This is a genomic window from Polaromonas glacialis, assembly GCF_000709345.1.
Taxonomy (GTDB): Bacteria; Pseudomonadota; Gammaproteobacteria; order Burkholderiales; family Burkholderiaceae_C; genus Polaromonas; species Polaromonas glacialis.
Genome location: NZ_KL448323.1, coordinates 1,950,384 through 1,966,023 on the forward strand (window position 1 = coordinate 1,950,384; position 15,640 = coordinate 1,966,023).

General features: G+C 63.7%; 15 protein-coding genes. 10 read left to right on the forward strand and 5 right to left on the reverse strand.

Annotated features, from left to right (window positions below; translation table 11 throughout):
• Position 1: 1 nt before the first annotated feature.
• Positions 2 to 1,699, reverse strand: a complete 1,698-nt coding sequence (locus tag EC86_RS0109690) for an ExeA family protein (protein ID WP_029525446.1) — start codon at positions 1,697 to 1,699, stop codon at positions 2 to 4.
• Positions 1,700 to 1,912: 213 nt separating this feature from the next.
• Positions 1,913 to 3,103 carry an AAA family ATPase gene (locus EC86_RS0109695; protein WP_029525447.1) on the reverse strand — a complete coding sequence of 397 codons (1,191 nt, stop codon included), beginning with the start codon at positions 3,101 to 3,103 and terminating at the stop codon, positions 1,913 to 1,915.
• Between the two features lie 751 nt (positions 3,104 to 3,854).
• Here EC86_RS0109695 and EC86_RS0109700 point away from each other — a divergent pair.
• The 10 genes from EC86_RS0109700 (at position 3,855) to gloA (ending at position 12,209) form a co-directional block, all read left to right on the forward strand.
• A complete protein-coding gene (locus EC86_RS0109700; RefSeq protein WP_051675805.1) occupies positions 3,855 to 4,505 on the forward strand; it encodes a DUF6064 family protein in 651 nt (216 codons plus the stop codon).
• Positions 4,502 to 5,611 carry an Acg family FMN-binding oxidoreductase gene (locus EC86_RS0109705; protein WP_029525449.1) on the forward strand — a complete coding sequence of 370 codons (1,110 nt, stop codon included), beginning with the start codon at positions 4,502 to 4,504 and terminating at the stop codon, positions 5,609 to 5,611. The genes EC86_RS0109700 and EC86_RS0109705 overlap by 4 nt, the downstream gene beginning before the upstream one ends.
• A 29-nt stretch (positions 5,612 to 5,640) precedes the next feature.
• Positions 5,641 to 6,534: a DUF6920 family protein gene (locus EC86_RS0109710; RefSeq protein ID WP_029525450.1), complete on the forward strand. Its 894-nt coding sequence runs from the start codon at positions 5,641 to 5,643 to the stop codon at positions 6,532 to 6,534.
• Between the two features lie 8 nt (positions 6,535 to 6,542).
• Positions 6,543 to 7,244: a hypothetical protein gene (locus EC86_RS0109715; RefSeq protein WP_156955283.1), complete on the forward strand. Its 702-nt coding sequence runs from the start codon at positions 6,543 to 6,545 to the stop codon at positions 7,242 to 7,244.
• A 14-nt stretch (positions 7,245 to 7,258) separates the two neighbouring features.
• Complete coding sequence (locus tag EC86_RS0109720; RefSeq protein WP_051675806.1) at positions 7,259 to 7,909, forward strand: flavodoxin domain-containing protein; 651 nt, start codon at positions 7,259 to 7,261, stop codon at positions 7,907 to 7,909.
• 88 nt (positions 7,910 to 7,997) lie between these two features.
• Positions 7,998 to 8,975: an alpha/beta hydrolase gene (locus EC86_RS0109730; RefSeq protein ID WP_029525453.1), complete on the forward strand. Its 978-nt coding sequence runs from the start codon at positions 7,998 to 8,000 to the stop codon at positions 8,973 to 8,975.
• Positions 8,972 to 9,787, forward strand: coding sequence for a CPBP family glutamic-type intramembrane protease (locus tag EC86_RS0109735; RefSeq protein ID WP_029525454.1), 816 nt, complete (start codon positions 8,972 to 8,974; stop codon positions 9,785 to 9,787). Before EC86_RS0109730 ends, EC86_RS0109735 begins: the two co-directional genes overlap by 4 nt.
• A gap of 386 nt (positions 9,788 to 10,173) precedes the next feature.
• Positions 10,174 to 10,398 (forward strand): hypothetical protein, encoded by a 225-nt coding sequence (locus EC86_RS28755; RefSeq protein WP_156955284.1) that lies wholly within the window; start codon positions 10,174 to 10,176, stop codon positions 10,396 to 10,398.
• 118 nt (positions 10,399 to 10,516) lie between these two features.
• Complete coding sequence (locus EC86_RS0109750; protein ID WP_029525455.1) at positions 10,517 to 11,737, forward strand: 6-phosphofructokinase; 1,221 nt, start codon at positions 10,517 to 10,519, stop codon at positions 11,735 to 11,737.
• Between the two features lie 61 nt (positions 11,738 to 11,798).
• Positions 11,799 to 12,209 carry a lactoylglutathione lyase gene (gene gloA / locus EC86_RS0109755; protein WP_029525456.1) on the forward strand — a complete coding sequence of 137 codons (411 nt, stop codon included), beginning with the start codon at positions 11,799 to 11,801 and terminating at the stop codon, positions 12,207 to 12,209.
• A 106-nt stretch (positions 12,210 to 12,315) separates the two neighbouring features.
• Here the strand turns inward: gloA and eda are convergent, their stop codons facing one another.
• The 3 genes from eda to EC86_RS0109770 form a co-directional block, all read right to left on the reverse strand.
• The gene (gene eda, locus EC86_RS0109760; RefSeq protein WP_029525457.1) at positions 12,316 to 12,978 is read right to left on the reverse strand and encodes a bifunctional 4-hydroxy-2-oxoglutarate aldolase/2-dehydro-3-deoxy-phosphogluconate aldolase; all 663 of its coding nucleotides are present in this window, start codon (positions 12,976 to 12,978) and stop codon (positions 12,316 to 12,318) included.
• Positions 12,969 to 14,786 carry a phosphogluconate dehydratase gene (edd, locus tag EC86_RS0109765; protein ID WP_029525458.1) on the reverse strand — a complete coding sequence of 606 codons (1,818 nt, stop codon included), beginning with the start codon at positions 14,784 to 14,786 and terminating at the stop codon, positions 12,969 to 12,971. Before edd ends, eda begins: the two co-directional genes overlap by 10 nt.
• A gap of 198 nt (positions 14,787 to 14,984) precedes the next feature.
• Complete coding sequence (locus EC86_RS0109770) at positions 14,985 to 15,533, reverse strand: OmpA family protein (protein ID WP_029525459.1); 549 nt, start codon at positions 15,531 to 15,533, stop codon at positions 14,985 to 14,987.
• Positions 15,534 to 15,640: the final 107 nt, after the last annotated feature.

Here is a 15,640-nt window from a genome sequence, read left to right on the forward strand (position 1 = left end):
CTTATTTGGCTGATGGCGGGTTGGCGTTCAAGCGCGGCGCTTCCGCATTCGTGGCGCTGTCGATCTGCATGAAGGTCAGGGGGCCGGGTTGCCCGTCGGCGTCCAGCCCCTGGGCGCGCTGAAAGGCCCGAACACGCGCCCTGAGGGCCGCATCCAGCACCGGGGGCGCCGTCGAAGCGGGCAGCGCGGGCACGCCTTCCAGCTGGGCCAGTTGACCGTCGAGCTGGCGGATCGCCGGGCCGGCGCCGCCGCCCTGCAGCCCGGCGGTGTAACCCGGCGGCGGGCGCCAGTAGGTCGCGAACTCGCCGCGCCACAGCCGGCCCAGCGACACCAGCTTGAGCGTGCGCTGGCCGCCTTCCAGCTGGAGCGTGGCGGTCTGGTCATCCAGCCCCACGAGCACGGCATGCACCGGCGGGCCATTGCCCGTGTGCAGCGTCAGGATGCCGGGGCGGCCAAGCTGGCGCAGCAGCGGCACGCTCAAGCTGTCGGTGCGGTAGCACTGCAGTTGCTGCGCGCTGGCGGCCAGGCACGGGTCGGTGACGGTGATGGTGACGGGCAGTTTCCAGGCCGGCGCCAACGCGCGCCAGGCCACGTTGATGTCGGCCGGCAGTTGCGCGAGCAAGGCGTCGATCTCTTCGACGGGACGCAGGGCCGGCGGCTGAGCCGGTACCGGCGATGAAGCGCCAGCCTGCGGCGCTGGCAAGCTTGACGCCACAGGCTGGGACGGCGCTGCCGCCTTTTTTCCCTGATTCAACACCAGGAAACCCGCCAGCCCGGCGACGGCCAGCAAGGCCACACCGCCCAGCGCATAGGCGGCTGGCCGCGTTCCGGCGCCCGGAGCATGCCCGGCATCCAGCCCGAACACCTCGGCCGCCGCCTTGTCGATCACCTTTCGGTTCACGCGAAACAGCCCGTTGGCCCAGGCCCCGAGCAGCGCTCGCCCGCAGAGCAGGTTGATGCGGCGCGGCACGCCGCGCGCGAGGCGGTGGATGCGCCTGAGCGCGGGGCGGTCAAACGGCAGCGGGCCAGCAAACCCGGCCACGGCCAGGCGATGGGCGATGTACTGCGCGCTCTCGGCCTCGGTCAGTGCGTCAAGGTGAAAGCGGGCAATCACGCGCTGCGCCAGCTGCTCCATCTCGGGCCGAGCCAGCAAGGCGCGAAGTTCAGGCTGGCCGATCAGCACGATCTGCAGCAGCTTGCGCTCGCTGGTTTCCAGGTTGGTCAGCAGGCGCAGCTGCTCCAGCACATCGGCGCTGAGGTTCTGCGCCTCGTCGATGATCAGCACGCTGCTTTCCCCGGCGGCATGGCTCTTGAGCAAAAAGCTATTCAGCGCATCGATGTAGTCCTTCACCGTCGGCGCGCCTGAAGCCGCCGCTGCCGCCGCCGTGATGTGGAATTCCTCGCAGACCGACTGCAGCAGCTCGGTCACGGTGAGCTTGGGGTTGAAGATATAGGCCACATGGCAGCCGGCGGGAATCTGCTCCATGAAGCAGCGGCAAATCGTGGTCTTGCCGGTGCCGATGTCGCCGGTGAGCAGCACAAAACCGCCGCCCGTGCCGCTGCCAGCGCCGTGCGGCCCGGCCACGCCATACAGCAGATGGGCCAGCGCCTCGCGGTGGCGCTCGCTCATGAACAGGTAATGCGGGTCGGGCGCGATGGAAAACGGGTCCTGGCTCATGCCGAAATGGTGCGCGTACATAGGGTGCAAGCATAGCGGGCATGGGACTGGCCGTTAACCGCCGTGGGCAGGAGGAACGTGCGGCGGCTGCCGTTGCGTGCGTTTGATCCATGATTCAGGCACTTGTCCGCAGTATTCCCGCAGGCTGATGACTGTGCTTTCGTACCTCAGCAACCCATATTCCAAAATGGAGAGTTCTGTGGTTTCCTCACTTTTGGCTTGCCATCCAGCCCCTCAATCCGACGCAGCAGGGTCTGTGGACGCTCCGGGCTTCAACAGCGTGTCGGCCTGCAACCGTGTCCCCCAGGCTTTTTCGACAAAGCTGTCCGTTACCCCGTAGTGCCCGTGCTTGACGCGCATCAGCAAGTTGGCCGAAGTCATCAGGCCCAAAACGCCCTGAACTTCCTGGGCTGTGGCTTCGCGGCCGATCTGGGCCGAATACGCCTTCAGCGCCTCGGCGGTGAACACGCCCTTGACGTTGCCGCCAATGCCGCAGATGCGTGAAAAGACGGCTTGCGCCAGCGGGCCGAAGGCTTCAATCTTTTGCAGCTCGATGTCCGCCGCCGCAGCACCAAACGACTGGGCAATGGTCGGCAAATGCTCGTCGGGGTTGGCGCCCTGCGGCAGGGCGCGCAAGACATTGAGGGCTTTCATCAGTTCTTCGGGCCGGCTCCCCATTCTTTTGAAAGCCGCTTCGGTGACGCCGGCCGAGGGTGCCATGACGCCCAGTTGCGGCTTGACCTGCTCCAGGACATATTCGACAAATTCAAGCCCCAGCACCGGAAACTCATGCGTCACCGCGCCGTTGAACGCCTGGTTGCCCTTCAGCGAGAGTTCCTGGACGCGCGCGCGATGCGAGCCGGTCCCGACGAACAAAAAGTAGCCCGGCGTTGCCGGCCGCGTGTTGATGGCGTCACGCGCGGCTTTCAGCGCGTGCAGCATGTTGTCGCCATCGGCGCTGCCCAGCGCATGCTGCACCTCGTCAACGATCAGCACCAGGTCGGTTTTCGACTGGTTAATCAGCTCCGTGAACGCCTGCGCCAGGCTGACGCCGCCTTCCTTGCCCACATCGGCGAGCTTGAAGCCAAACTTGAAGCCCGCCGCGCCCGCCTCGACGCTGGCAACCCGTTTGAGTTGCTGGAGCATCGCTGAACCGGGGGTTTGCAACGCGTTCAAAGACTGGCGGATGGCGCCGTGCACCAGGTCCGCCGGGTTGGCCTGCGGCTGGCTCCACAGGTCCACATAAATGACGATGGCCCCCAGACCCTGCAGCGCCGGGATCAGGTCGGTGGCGAGAAACGTGGTTTTGCCGACTCGCCGTTGCCCGGAAAGAAAGAGCCCGGAGCGCAATGAGGTGTCGAGAAATGTTGGCCGCAGCAACTGCTTGGCCATTTCCTGCGCGAGGACGGTGCGGCGGAAGGTCATGGTTTATGGATTTCCGGAGAAATTTGGTAATTATGACGTTTGCATAATTTTAAATAAAGTGGGGGGAGTTTCTCCCTTCGAGTCGCCTTGCGCCTGACGCTCATCGGCGTTTCACAGCTGCTTTTCAACGGAGGTTTTGGGATTAAATCGGGCTTTTGCGCAATAGGGATGGGCGTGAGCAGCTATCTTTTTTGAATGGCTGAGGAGTGTCATCTGGTTTTGCTGCGTGCTGCAAGGTCTTGACCGGGTCAACGGGCGCCGCCTAACCAGCCGCCCGAATCGCCCATGATGAAGTTCTGTATGCAATTGGGCTGGAGGTTTGGCCCATGCTGCATGGACTCGCTTGATTCACGAGGCAGCCACTGCTTGGTTTGACGCCGGACAGCGTGAACAGCCAATTTGAGGAGAGCTTATGGGCCATTTGGAAATGGTTTCGCCAGTGGCTCCTTTGCAGCGGGAACGGTCACTCGCGGTTCATGCCCGATGGACAGGACTGGGCCAGTTCCTGCCGTTCATGGCCGTCAGCTTTCAAGCAGCCCAAAAAACTTCAATCGCCACTGTCTAGGCAGCGTTCTTCTCAGAGATCGCCTTGCTCTCGTTGGTGACCTGTGGCATCGAAATCCGGGGTCGTGCAGGCGGCCTGCGCGCCGGTTGCTAGGGCAAGGTGTGCGACTGGCTTGTCCCAGAGCCGTCGCGCCGTGTGCGGCAGCGCACAGATCGCCGCAGTGTTTGGCGCTTAGACTGAACGGCTATGAATCTTTCGTTCACGAACGAACAGTTTTACGGTGTCTTTCGTGACTACAACACTTCCATGTGGCCGGCACAGTGGTTACTCGTCGCAATGGCCCTGGCCGCAGTGGTAGCGGCGCTGAGGCCTCGGCCCTGGTCTGGCGTTGCCGAGTCCGCCATCCTCGGGGTGCTTTGGGCCTGGATCGCCTTGGCCTACCACCTCGTCTTCTTCGCACGCATCAGTCCTCCTGCCTATGTGTTTGCCACCCTCTCGATGGTGGGCGCAGCCGCGTTCATCTGGCAGGGCGTGATTCGACGCAGGCTATCATTCCAGTGGGTTCCCGGCCTGAAGGCGTGGGCAGGGGCTGCGCTCATCGTCTTTGCCCTGGTCGTGTACCCAGTCTGGTCGGCCTACGCCGGTCATCCGTATCCGGCAACACCGACTTTCGGCCTGCCGTGCCCGACGACGATCTTCACCATAGGCCTACTGTGCTTCGCAGTAACGCCCACGCCGCGCAGCCCGTTGATCGTTCCTTTGCTGTGGTGCCTGGTTGGTGCCCAGGCTGCTTTTCTCCTTGGCGTGCAGCCTGACTTTGGCCTCATTCCTGCCGGCTTGGTGGGAACAGGTCTTCTGGCGACTGCCAGTCAGACGCATCGGAAAGTGAAATCATGATCACACGCAGACAGTTCTCCGCTTCTACGTCGTACATGGTAGCCAGCCCGTTGGCGCTTTACGGCTGTTCCCAAGAGCCTGCGACGGACGGCTACGAAGCGGTCGCCGCGCGCACATGGCAGTTGGGTGCCATGACGGTTCTGGGTGGCGCCGCACTCAGTCGGGAGCTGGTTCGCTACGCCACGCTGGCCCCGTCCAGCCACAACACGCAGTGCTGGAAGTTCGCACTTGAAAGCAGTGGCCGGTCCATCACCATCCAGCCCGACCTGACGCGTCGTTGCCCTGCGGTAGATCCGGACGATCATCACATTTTCGTCTCGCTGGGCTGCGCCACCGAGAACCTGATCCAGGCCGCGCTTGCCCACGGCCTCAAGGGTGAGGCGCAGTTCGACCCAGCTAGGAACGCGGTGCGTGTGACGCTTGTACCCACGCAAGCCCAGACCACACCAGTGTTTATGGCAATCCACCTTCGTCAATGCACGCGCGGTGACTATGACGGCAAGCCGTTGTCAGGCGAAGAACTGACGCTGTTGCAGCGCGCCGGCAGTTCGGATAAGGTGCGCCTGCTGTTGTTGACAGAGCGCGAGGCGATGGAGCACACACTGGACTACGTGGTTCAAGGCAACACGGCGCAGATGGCCGACGCAGCCTTCGTCAAAGAGTTGCTGACCTGGATCCGGTTCAATGGTGCCGATGCCGTTCGCACCCGCGATGGCCTGTACAGCGCGTCCTCTGGCAACCCCAACATTCCGTCATGGATCGGCGATCTGGCGTTTCGCTGGGTCTTCACGCCAAAGGGCGAAAACGACAAGTACGCGCGGCAGGTGCGCAGCTCCGCCGGTATCGCGGTGTTCGTCGGCCAGACCGACGCAAAGGCGCACTGGGTGGACGTGGGGCGATGCTACGAGCGCTTCGCACTACAGGCCACGGCGCTGGGCATTCGCAATGCCTTCTTGAACCAGCCGATTGAAGTGGCGGCACTTCGTCCCCCCTTCGCCGCCGCACTGGGCTTGACCGGCCAACGGCCGGACCTCGTCGTGCGATTCGGTCGCGGCCCATTGCTGCCACGCTCACTGCGGCGGCCGGTCGAGGCCGTTCTGGTGTGAGCAACAGGCATCGAACCAAAGGAAATGCAATGACAGTGCTGATGTGGCTAGGTATCGCGCTTGGGGTGCTGGTCGTCGTTGCCATCGGATTGCGCGTAGTCGGCACTGCCCGATGGGCTGCGCTGGTTCGCACGCACACCAGCCTGCTCGAATCGGGCAACGTTGGGGCACAGGGTCGGTTCCCGGCACCCGCGCGCTTTGACGCGCATGAACTCGAAGGGCTTCCTGCGCCGGTGCAACGCTACTTCCGTACGGTGCTGACGGACGGACAGCCTATCATTGCCGGGGCTACTATCGAGATGACTGGCACCATCAACATGTCGGCCACCGCCGAGCAATGGAAGCCGTTCACGTCGCGTCAGCGGGTTGTCACCCGTAGACCAGGTTTCTTGTGGAATGCCCAGGTGGACATGTTTCCCGGCGTGCCCGCGCACGTGGAAGACAGCTACATCGCCGGCAACGGCAGTCTGTATGCAAAGCTGTTCGGACTCTTCACGGTGGCCAACTCACACGGCGACGGCGAGATCGCGCGCGGCGAATTTATGCGCTACTTTGCTGAAAGCCCGTGGTATCCCACTGCGCTGCTGCCCAGCCAGGGCGTGCGATGGGAAGCAGTGGACGACGCCTCAGCCAACGCCACCATCGTCGATGGCCCAATCAGTTTGACCTTGCTGTTCCGCTTCAACAATGCCGGCTTGATCGCCTCGGTGCGCGCAGAGGCGCGGGGTGCCGGGGTGGGCAAAGACGGGGACATGCTGATGCTGCCCTGGGACTGCGGCTTGTCCGACTACCGGCCGCTGGACGGCATGCTGATTCCGATGGCTGGTGAAGCGGCCTGGGTTCAGCCTGAAGGCCGCAAGGCGTACTTTCACGGCACCGTTAAGAAACTGAGCTATCAGTGGGCACCTAGGGGGCCTGCATGAACGCGAACATGAGCGCATTCACCCCGAGAATCGGCATCTGGGCAGCGATGCTGTCCGCGCTTTTCGCCGCTTGTTTCAGCATCGTGGCGCTGGCTGCGAATTCAACGTTGTTGATACCTGCCATCTGGGTCAACCCCTTGAGCTTTGCGCCATCGCTGCTGTTGGCCTGGACATACCTGGTTTTGATGGCCTGCGTGCTGGACGCCGCACCGCCGGAACAACGGGTCTGGGCGCTTCTGGGTCTGTGTTTTACGGTGCTCTACGCAACGATGAACAGCATCGTGTATGTCGTGCAATTGGTCGTGGTCACGCCGCTGGTCTTTCAGGGTAACGGGGACTCGGCAGGCGTGCTCGCGTTCGGGCCGCGCTCCTTCATGCTGTCGTTGAACGCCGTGGCCTATGCGTTGATGAGTGCTTCGGCGTTCCTTGCTGCCTTCGCGTTTCCTGGCCGCGCGCAAAGGTTTGTGCGCGGCGCCATGTGGGCACACGGTGCGATGGAGCCTGTCGTCATCGCTGCGATCTTCTGGCCGCGGATGACCTACGTGGGTGCACTGTGGATCGTGACGTTTCCAACGATGGCGTTTGCGCTGGCCGGGGTATTTCGGCGGGTTGCGACGGCAGACGGCCGGCTTCGTCCGCAGTCCTGTGCAGCTCACGGGCCCGCACTGCAACATCAGCCCGTGCAGCCGATGCCGGTGCGAACCAAGTAGCCGGCCGAAGCCAAATGCCCATCGAAGCCCCTCGCCGCACCGCACTGCGCCGCATCGCCGCTGGTTTGGCTGGCACGGTCGCCGTGGCAGCAGGCTTCGTGACCTGGGCGGTGCACCGTCCCGATGTGTTGTTCGCTAAAGGCCGCTGTTACGGAGGTGCCCCAGTGAAAAAGAAAGCCTTGGTTGTGTACGCCACCCGAGCGGGTTCAACCGGCGAGGTTGCGCGAGTCATCTCCGAGCGCCTGTGTGCGATGGGCTTCGACGCCGAGGTCCAACCCGTCGATTCAGTCAGTAGCGTTTCCGGCTATCAGGCAGTGGTGCTGGGCAGCGCCGTTCGCTACGGTGCCTGGCTACCGGAAATGACGAAGTTCATCGCGTTTCAGCAAAGCGCCTTGTCGCAGCTGCCCTTGGCAATCTTCACCTTGCATATGCAAGCGCTGGGCGACGACACCGCCAGCCAGGCCGCACGCGCCGGCTACACGAAAGCCGTGCGCGCCGTGGTGAACCCGCGAGACGAAGTGTTCTTCGCTGGCAAGGTCGACCCGACGACGCTGAGCTTTTTTGAGCGCATGGCCGTGAAGCTTGTCAGGTCGCCCGTGGGCGACAAGCGGGATTGGGATCGCATACGACGCTGGGCCGACGGCCTGAGCGAGACCTTGCATTGACCGCGATGCCCCTGCCCAACGGCGGTGACCCTTTGCCGATCATGTTCAGCGGCCACTTTCCCGAGCGCGACGACCGCATCGGATCGCCATGAAGCCGAGCATGCAATGGTATGTGCTTGCTCTGCTGGCCCTGGTACTGGTGGGCGCGCTGGTCCTGGTCGGCTGGCAATTCAACAGCGACATGGCACAAGCCCGGGCGCACGCGGCACAAGGCGCCGTGCTGCTGCAGACGCGCTGCGGCCCCATTGAGGTTCAGGAGGCAGGCACCGGTGTGCCGCTGCTGGTGGTGCACGGCAGTGGCGGTGGACACGACCAGGGCATGGCCTTCGCGGGGGCGCTGGCGCGGCACGGGATCCGCGTGATCGCGATGTCGCGCTTCGGCTACCTGCGCACGCCGATGCCCGCAGACTCATCGGCAGTTGCGCAGGCCGATGCGCATGTGTGCCTGCTCGACGCACTGGGCATTCGGCGTGCTGCCGTGATGGGCGGCTCTGCCGGCGCGCCGTCGGCGCTGCAGATGGCCATCCGCCACCCCGATCGGGTCAGTGCGCTGATCCTGCTCGTACCGCTGGCCTACAAACCGCCGTCGCAGGCCGACTCCGCGCCCCCGATGCCCGCATGGATCGAGGCCACGATGATGCGGCTGATCGGTTCGGACTTCCTCTTCTGGGCGGCGCTGCACGTCGCGCGTGATCAGGTGATCAAGGTGGTGCTGGCCACACCGCCGGAGTTGCTGGCGACGACCACCCCGCAGGAGCGGGCGCGAGTGAAAATGATGCTCGAAAACATCCTCCCGGTATCCGCCCGTGCCGAGGGACTGCGCAGCGATACGGCGGTTGGCAAGCACCTTGTGCCCGCGCCGCTGGGCTCCATCCAACTGCCAACCCTCATCGTCAGTGCACGCGACGATCGCTACGGCACCTATGCCAGCGCGCAGTACACCGCGAGCCAGATCGCCGGGGCAAAATTCGTCGGCTTCGATGAAGGTGGTCACACCTGGGTCGGGCATGACGACGACGTCATGGCTGAAATCGTGATGCTGCTCGATCCGACGGTCAGGCCATGAGGTTCGAGACATTGCTGCGGCGCTACCCCGTGTGCAGCTTCTTCGCCCTGGCATTCGGCATCAGCTGGGGCGGCATCCTGGTCGTCCTGAGTGCCACGGACTTCAATCTGCTCGACCTAAGGCCGCTAGACACGGGCCTCATCTTCGTGCTCATGCTCCTGGGTCCGAGCGTTGCTGGGCTGGCGTTGACGGCTCTACTCGATGGTCGGGCCGGGTTTCATCGGCTGCGGGTGCGCGCAGCACGTTGGCGAGTCGGTCTTCTCTGGTACCTGGTCGCGTTGATGACGATGCCCCTGCTCTTGCTCGCGACGCTGTGGCCCTTGAGCATCTTCTTGGATCCGGCGTTCTCGCCGCGATTTCAGTGGCCGCTGTTCGCGATCGGCCTTGTTGCCGGCAGCTTCGAGGAGGTCGGCTGGACAGGCTTTGCGACACCACGGTTGCTGTATCGGCAGCGGTTGTTCGTTGCCGGCTTGTGGCTCGGTCTCCTGTGGGCACTCTGGCATGTGCTGGTCGACTTTCGCCAGAACTCTGCTGCGATGGGTTCCCTCTGGTTGCTGGAGTTCGCGGTCTTCTATGTCGGGGCCTTGACGGCCTATCGCCTGTTGATGACTTGGGTCTATGCGAACACGCAGAGTCTGCTGTTGGCCGTTCTGATGCACGCCAGCTACACGGGCTGGCTGTTCGTGCTGTACCCGGCCACATCATTGGAGCAAGGCCTCGTCTGGCAAACCGGATTTACCGCTGCGCTGTGGCTCGCGGTGGCCGTGGTGATGTTGGGGCGTAAAAGGCGCGGGTCTTGTCCTTCGCTGTAGCGCCCGCAAACGCACAATGTCCTCAGCGCGCCCCGATGAAACCGCCTGCAACTGGCGCATCAGATCAGCCGTGGTGCACTTGATGAGGAATGCTGGCAAACCTCGACCTAGTGCCGCCCACACTCGCACCCTGACCAAGTCGACCCAGCAGGTTGGCGAGTTCGCTGCTCCCATCGAGTCCAGCATTGCCCGGCAGCATTGACTTCAAACCCGATGACTGTCTGCTTTGCGGTCAGTAATCGCGGACTGCGAACTTCGGCTTTGTCGTCGGGAACTGCCCGTCACTCCAAAAACCTGAAGGACTCTTGCCAGTCTAAAGGAGACGGTAACGGCACTGCCACCTCAGTTGGCTTTCAATATTCGTGAATCACTATCGCAAGCGCCTCGTGCAAATTCGCTTTCCCATCACCAACGCCGAGCATTTTGCGAATCACGCCATACCAGTGGCGCAGTTGATCGAACTGCGCCAATATCGCAGCACTTTCCCGGAAAACCGCGCCAAATCCTGTCATCGCTGCTGGTCGAAGTTAGCTGGTTGTTTTAACCATATCAGGCATCGAATCAGCCTCTGGCGCGATACGAGTATGCGCAAGCAGCTATATTTTCAATAGCAAAATTTTTCCACCAGCGACTTCTCCGCCGCAAAAACCAGCCGCCAATTTTGCCCGGCACACTGCGATGTGTACGATGACGCCGAGCGCTTCAACATCGCAACCAAAGGAAAACCCCATGGCATCCGGAAAAATACTCGTCGCCCAGGGCGGCGGCCCGACGGCGGTGATCAACCAGTCGCTGGTCGGCGTGGCGCTGGAGGCGCGGCGCTTTGGCGAGGTCAAGCGCATCTACGGCGCGCGCCACGGCGTGCGCGGCATCGTCAATGAAGACTTCGTGGACCTGACGCAGGAGACCAGCCACAACCTCGAACTCGTCGCCAGCACGCCGTCATCGGCGCTCGGCTCGACCCGCGACAAGCCCGACGAACGCTACTGCCAGGAGATTTTCAAGGTCTTGCAGGCGCACCAGATCGAGCACTTTTTCTACATCGGCGGCAACGACTCGTCGGACACGGTGCGCATCGTCAGCCTGGAGGCGCAAAAGGCCGGCTACCCGCTGCGCTCCATCCACATTCCCAAGACCATCGACAACGACCTGGTGGGCAACGACCACACGCCCGGTTTTCCGTCGGCCGCACGCTTCGTCGCGCAGGCCTTTGCCGGCGCCAACCTGGACAACGCGGCGCTGCCCGGCGTGTATGTGGGCGTGGTGATGGGCCGCCATGCCGGATTCCTGACGGCGGCGTCGGCGCTGGGCAAGAAGTTCCCCGACGACGGCCCGCACCTGATCTACCTGCCCGAGCGCACGTTTGTGCTGGAGAACTTTCTGGCGGATGTGAAGGAAACCTATGCGCGTTATGGCCGCTGCGTGATTGCCGTGTCCGAGGGCATCCACGATGCGTCGGGCGCGCCGATTGCCACCCTGCTGGCCAAAGACCTGGAGCATGACGACCATGGTAATGTGCAGTTGTCGGGCAACGGCGCGCTGGCCGACCTGCTGTGCGAGGAGATCAAGGCCAAGCTCGGCATCAAGCGGGTGCGCGGCGACACCTTTGGCTATTTGCAGCGCTCCTTCATCGGCTGCGTGTCCGACGTGGACCAGCGCGAAGCACGCGAGGTCGGCGAAAAAGCCGTGCAGTTCGCGATGTGGGGCGCGCAGGACGGCTCGGTGGCCATCAAACGCACCGGGTTTTATTCGGTCGATTACGAACTGCTGCCGCTCAGCGCCGTGGCCGGCAAGACGCGGGTGATGGAGGATGAGTTCATTGCATCCAACGGCACCGACGTGACCGACGCCTTCAGGATGTATTTGCGCCCGCTGCTCGGCTCGGGCATGCCCGATGCGTTCAGGCTGCGCCACCATCCGGTCGCCAAGGTGCTGAACCCCGGCCGCTGAAGCCATGCCCGCGCGGCGGCAAACTGCTGCAAACTTCTTGCGCCCATTCCATAATCAGGCGATGCGACTACTCCACACCATGCTCCGCGTTGGCAATCTTCAGCGCTCCATCGACTTTTACACCCACGTTCTGGGCATGCAGCTGCTGCGCCGGTCTGAAAACCCTGACTACAAATACAGCCTGGCCTTCGTCGGCTATGAAGGCAATCCGGCACAGGCCGAGATCGAGCTGACCTACAACTGGGGCACCGACAGCTACGAGATGGGCACGGCCTACGGCCACATCGCCCTTAGCGTTCCCGACACCTACGCCGCCTGCGAAAAGATCAAGGCCTCCGGCGGCAACGTCACCCGCGAAGCGGGGCCGGTCAAGGGCGGCAGCACGGTGATTGCGTTCGTGACCGACCCGGACGGCTACAAGATCGAGCTGATCCAGCGGCCCAATGAGGCCGGCGGCGCAGGCCTGCGCTGAAATTGTCGCAACACTTGCTATTATTTAGATAGCTGCTTGCGCATACCCAGCGTGCGCAAACGGCATATTTCATTAAAAGTCCGGGACATTTCCCGGATTTTTGGTTTCAAGCGTTCGTGCGCGCCAGCTCGCAAGCCTGCACCGCAAGCGTTGTGACCTGCGCCCAGTCGCCGCGCGCCACCGCGTCAAGCGGCGTCAGCCACGAACCGCCGACGCAGACGACGTTGGGCAGCGCCAGAAACTCCGCCGCGTTCGCCATGGTGATGCCGCCGGTCGGGCAGAACTTCACATCGCCAAACGGTCCGCCCCAGGCCTTGAGCATGGCGCTGCCGCCCGCCTGCAGCGCAGGGAAGAACTTGAGTTCGGTCAAGCCGTCTTCCTGCGCCATCATGATTTCGCTGCCGGTCGCCACGCCAGGCAGCAGCGGCAGGCCGGCATCGCGGCAAGCCTGGCCGACCGCATGGGTGTAGCCGGGGCTGACGACAAAGCGCGCGCCAGCCATGGCGCAGGCCTGGGCATCGGCGGCGCTGCGCACCGTGCCGGCGCCGACCACGGCCTCGGGCACGTCGCGGGCAATCGCCTCGATGCAGGCCAGCGCCTGCGGCGTGCGCAGGGTGACTTCGAGCATGCGAATACCGCCGGCGACCAGGGCGCGGGCCAGCAGCACGGCCTGGCCGACATCGTTCAGCACAATGACCGGAATCACGGGCGCATCGCGCATGACCTGCAGGGCACTCAGTTTGGTGCTGATATCCATCGTTACATCCATGACATGGCTCCTTCTTCTGCTGTCAATGCTCTGGCGCGCATGCTTGAAAACAATCCCCGGCCCATACCGACGCTATTGCGCTGGCGCAATTCAGCGGGCATCACGCTGACGGGCCGCGCGGCCCATTCGGCCTCGTCCCCCAGCACCCGCAACTCGCCGGTGAGCGCATCGACGCGAATCACGTCGCCGTCCATCACTTTGGCCAGCGGGCCGCCGGCCGCCGCTTCGGGCGACACATGAATCGCCGCCGGCACCTTGCCCGACGCGCCGCTCATTCGGCCATCGGTGACCAGCGCCACCATGAAGCCCTTGCCCTGCAGCACCGCCAGGGGCGGCGTGAGCTTGTGCAGTTCGGGCATGCCGTTGGCCTGCGGCCCCTGCCAGCGCACCACGCAGACCACGTCGCATTCCAGCTCACCGGCATTGAAGGCCTGCAGCAAATCCTCCTGCGAATCGAACACCCGGGCCGGCGCCTCGATCACGTGCCGGTCATCGGGCACGGCCGACACCTTGATCACGCTGCGGCCCAGGTTGCCCGTCAGCAGCTTGAGCCCGCCGGTGGCGCTGAACGGCCGGCCGGCGGGACGAATGATCGACTCGTCCTTCGAGTCGCCGGTTTCCCGCCAGGCCAGCGCCGCGCCGTCCATCACGGGGATGCGCGCATATTCGCGGATGCCGCCAGCGCGCACCGTCAGCACGTCCTCGTGCATGAAACCGGCGTCCAGCAGCTCGCGAATCACCAGCCCCGGCCCGCCGGCGGCCTGAAAGTCGTTCACATCGGCGCTGCCGTTGGGATAGACATGCGTCAGGAGCGGCACGACATCGGACAGCGCCGAAAAGTCATTCCAGTCGATCATGATGCCGGCCGACTGCGCCACCGCCACCCAGTGGATCAGGTGATTGGTCGAGCCTCCGGTGGCCAGCAGCGCGACCATGGCATTGACGATGGCGCGTTCATCGACGACATGGCCGATGGGCGCAAAGCGCTTGGCCTTGGTGATGCCGAGCACGGTGCGCGCCGCCTCACGCGTGAGTTCGTCGCGCAGCGCGTCACCGGGCTGGACAAACGCCGTGCCCGGCACATGCAGGCCCATGGCTTCCATCAGCATCTGGTTGCTGTTGGCCGTGCCGTAGAAAGTGCAGGTGCCGGGGCTGTGGTAGGACTTGAGTTCGCCCTCTAACAGCGCGTCGCGCCCCACCAGCCCCTGCGCGGCCTGTTCGCGGATGCGGGCTTTTTCCTTGTTCGGCAGGCCCGACGGCATCGGACCTGCCGGCACGAACACCATCGGCAAATGGCCGAACTGCAGCGCGCCAATCAGCAGGCCGGGAACGATCTTGTCGCACACGCCGAGCAGCAGCGCGGCATCGAACATGTCATGCGACAGCGCGACGGCCGTTCCCATGGCGATCACGTCGCGGCTGAACAGGCTCAGCTCCATGCCGCTGGTTCCCTGCGTCACGCCGTCGCACATGGCCGGCACGCCGCCGGCCACCTGCGCCGTGGCGCCGTGCCTGCGCGCCTCGTCCTTGATCAGCGCCGGGTAGCTAAGGAGCGGCGTGTGCGCCGACAGCATGTCGTTGTAGGCAGTGACGATGCCGATGTTGGGCCGGCGCTCGGTCACGACCTTGAAGCGGTCATCCAGCGGCATGCCCGCCACGGCATGCGCGATGTTGGCGCAGCCCATGCGGTCCATGCTCGGCTTGCGGCTGCCGTCGGCCTGAATTTGCGCCAGATAGGCGCTGCGCGTCGGCCGGCTGCGCTCGGTGATGCGGACGGTGATGTCTGAAACGGCGGAATGAAGCGCCATGATGAAACCTTTCAATCAAGCCATCCCGGACATGGGGATGTAACTTTATTACGGCGTCTATGGTAACTAATATCGCACCAGTTTTCACCCTGAATGGTTACTTTGCGGTTACCAAACGAGGCACAGGCAAAAAAAATCCGCAGGGCGCAAACCGCTGCGGAGTCATGCCGCCAGCCGCGAAGGCCGGCATGGCGCGAGTTACTGCAGGCTGATTTCGACGCGGCGGGCTTCGGCGTCGCTACCCACGCCATTGCCGGCAATCTGCTCGGGCTTTTTGAGTTCAATCTGGCTCTCGGGCACGCCCGCTGCCGTCAGGGCGTTGCGCACGGCCAGCGCGCGCTGCTTGGCCAGCTCGGCGTTTTGCTCCGCGTTGCCGGTGGCGTCGTGGAAGCCCGAAATCGTGACCTTGCGGCCCGCCTGCGCACCCTTGACCACGTCCAGCAGCGCTTCGCCGGCACCGGCGGCCAGGTCGGCCTTGCCGGAAGCAAAGTAGAACTTGACGATGCCCTGCTCGACCTTGACGCTGGCCGCGTCGGAAGCCGCCTGCGCCGTTGCAGTGGAGGATGCGGGAACGGCTGCCACGGCCGGCGCAGCGGCTGTCTGGGCAGCCGGGGCGCCTGCAGCGTCGGCCGAAACGCCGCGATGCCTCACGCCAAACACCAGCACCGACGCCACGACGATGGCAATCAATCCGAACACCAGAAACAGCGCTACGCGTTGCGCGCTGTCGTCATTCTGAGAAACCATAAGAAACTTCCTTTTTAAAAAAACTGCCAATATTGTAAAGTGAGGCTGTGACCACTCTAGCAAACACCTCTTGCGAATTGGCTTACAAAGCCCGTGATCCCGCCACC

Bases quoted from the DNA above. Each gene is read 5' to 3' on its own strand.
- EC86_RS0109690 (WP_029525446.1), bottom strand. From the start codon at position 1,699: ATGTACGCGCACCATTTCGGCATGAGCCAGGACCCGTTTTCCATCGCG.
- EC86_RS0109695 (WP_029525447.1), bottom strand. From the start codon at position 3,103: ATGACCTTCCGCCGCACCGTCCTCGCGCAGGAAATGGCCAAGCAGTTG.
- EC86_RS0109700 (WP_051675805.1), top strand. From the start codon at position 3,855: ATGAATCTTTCGTTCACGAACGAACAGTTTTACGGTGTCTTTCGTGAC.
- EC86_RS0109705 (WP_029525449.1), top strand. From the start codon at position 4,502: ATGATCACACGCAGACAGTTCTCCGCTTCTACGTCGTACATGGTAGCC.
- EC86_RS0109710 (WP_029525450.1), top strand. From the start codon at position 5,641: ATGACAGTGCTGATGTGGCTAGGTATCGCGCTTGGGGTGCTGGTCGTC.
- EC86_RS0109715 (WP_156955283.1), top strand. From the start codon at position 6,543: ATGAGCGCATTCACCCCGAGAATCGGCATCTGGGCAGCGATGCTGTCC.
- EC86_RS0109720 (WP_051675806.1), top strand. From the start codon at position 7,259: ATGCCCATCGAAGCCCCTCGCCGCACCGCACTGCGCCGCATCGCCGCT.
- EC86_RS0109730 (WP_029525453.1), top strand. From the start codon at position 7,998: ATGAAGCCGAGCATGCAATGGTATGTGCTTGCTCTGCTGGCCCTGGTA.
- EC86_RS0109735 (WP_029525454.1), top strand. From the start codon at position 8,972: ATGAGGTTCGAGACATTGCTGCGGCGCTACCCCGTGTGCAGCTTCTTC.
- EC86_RS0109750 (WP_029525455.1), top strand. From the start codon at position 10,517: ATGGCATCCGGAAAAATACTCGTCGCCCAGGGCGGCGGCCCGACGGCG.
- gloA (WP_029525456.1), top strand. From the start codon at position 11,799: ATGCGACTACTCCACACCATGCTCCGCGTTGGCAATCTTCAGCGCTCC.
- eda (WP_029525457.1), bottom strand. From the start codon at position 12,978: ATGGATGTAACGATGGATATCAGCACCAAACTGAGTGCCCTGCAGGTC.
- edd (WP_029525458.1), bottom strand. From the start codon at position 14,786: ATGGCGCTTCATTCCGCCGTTTCAGACATCACCGTCCGCATCACCGAG.
- EC86_RS0109770 (WP_029525459.1), bottom strand. From the start codon at position 15,533: ATGGTTTCTCAGAATGACGACAGCGCGCAACGCGTAGCGCTGTTTCTG.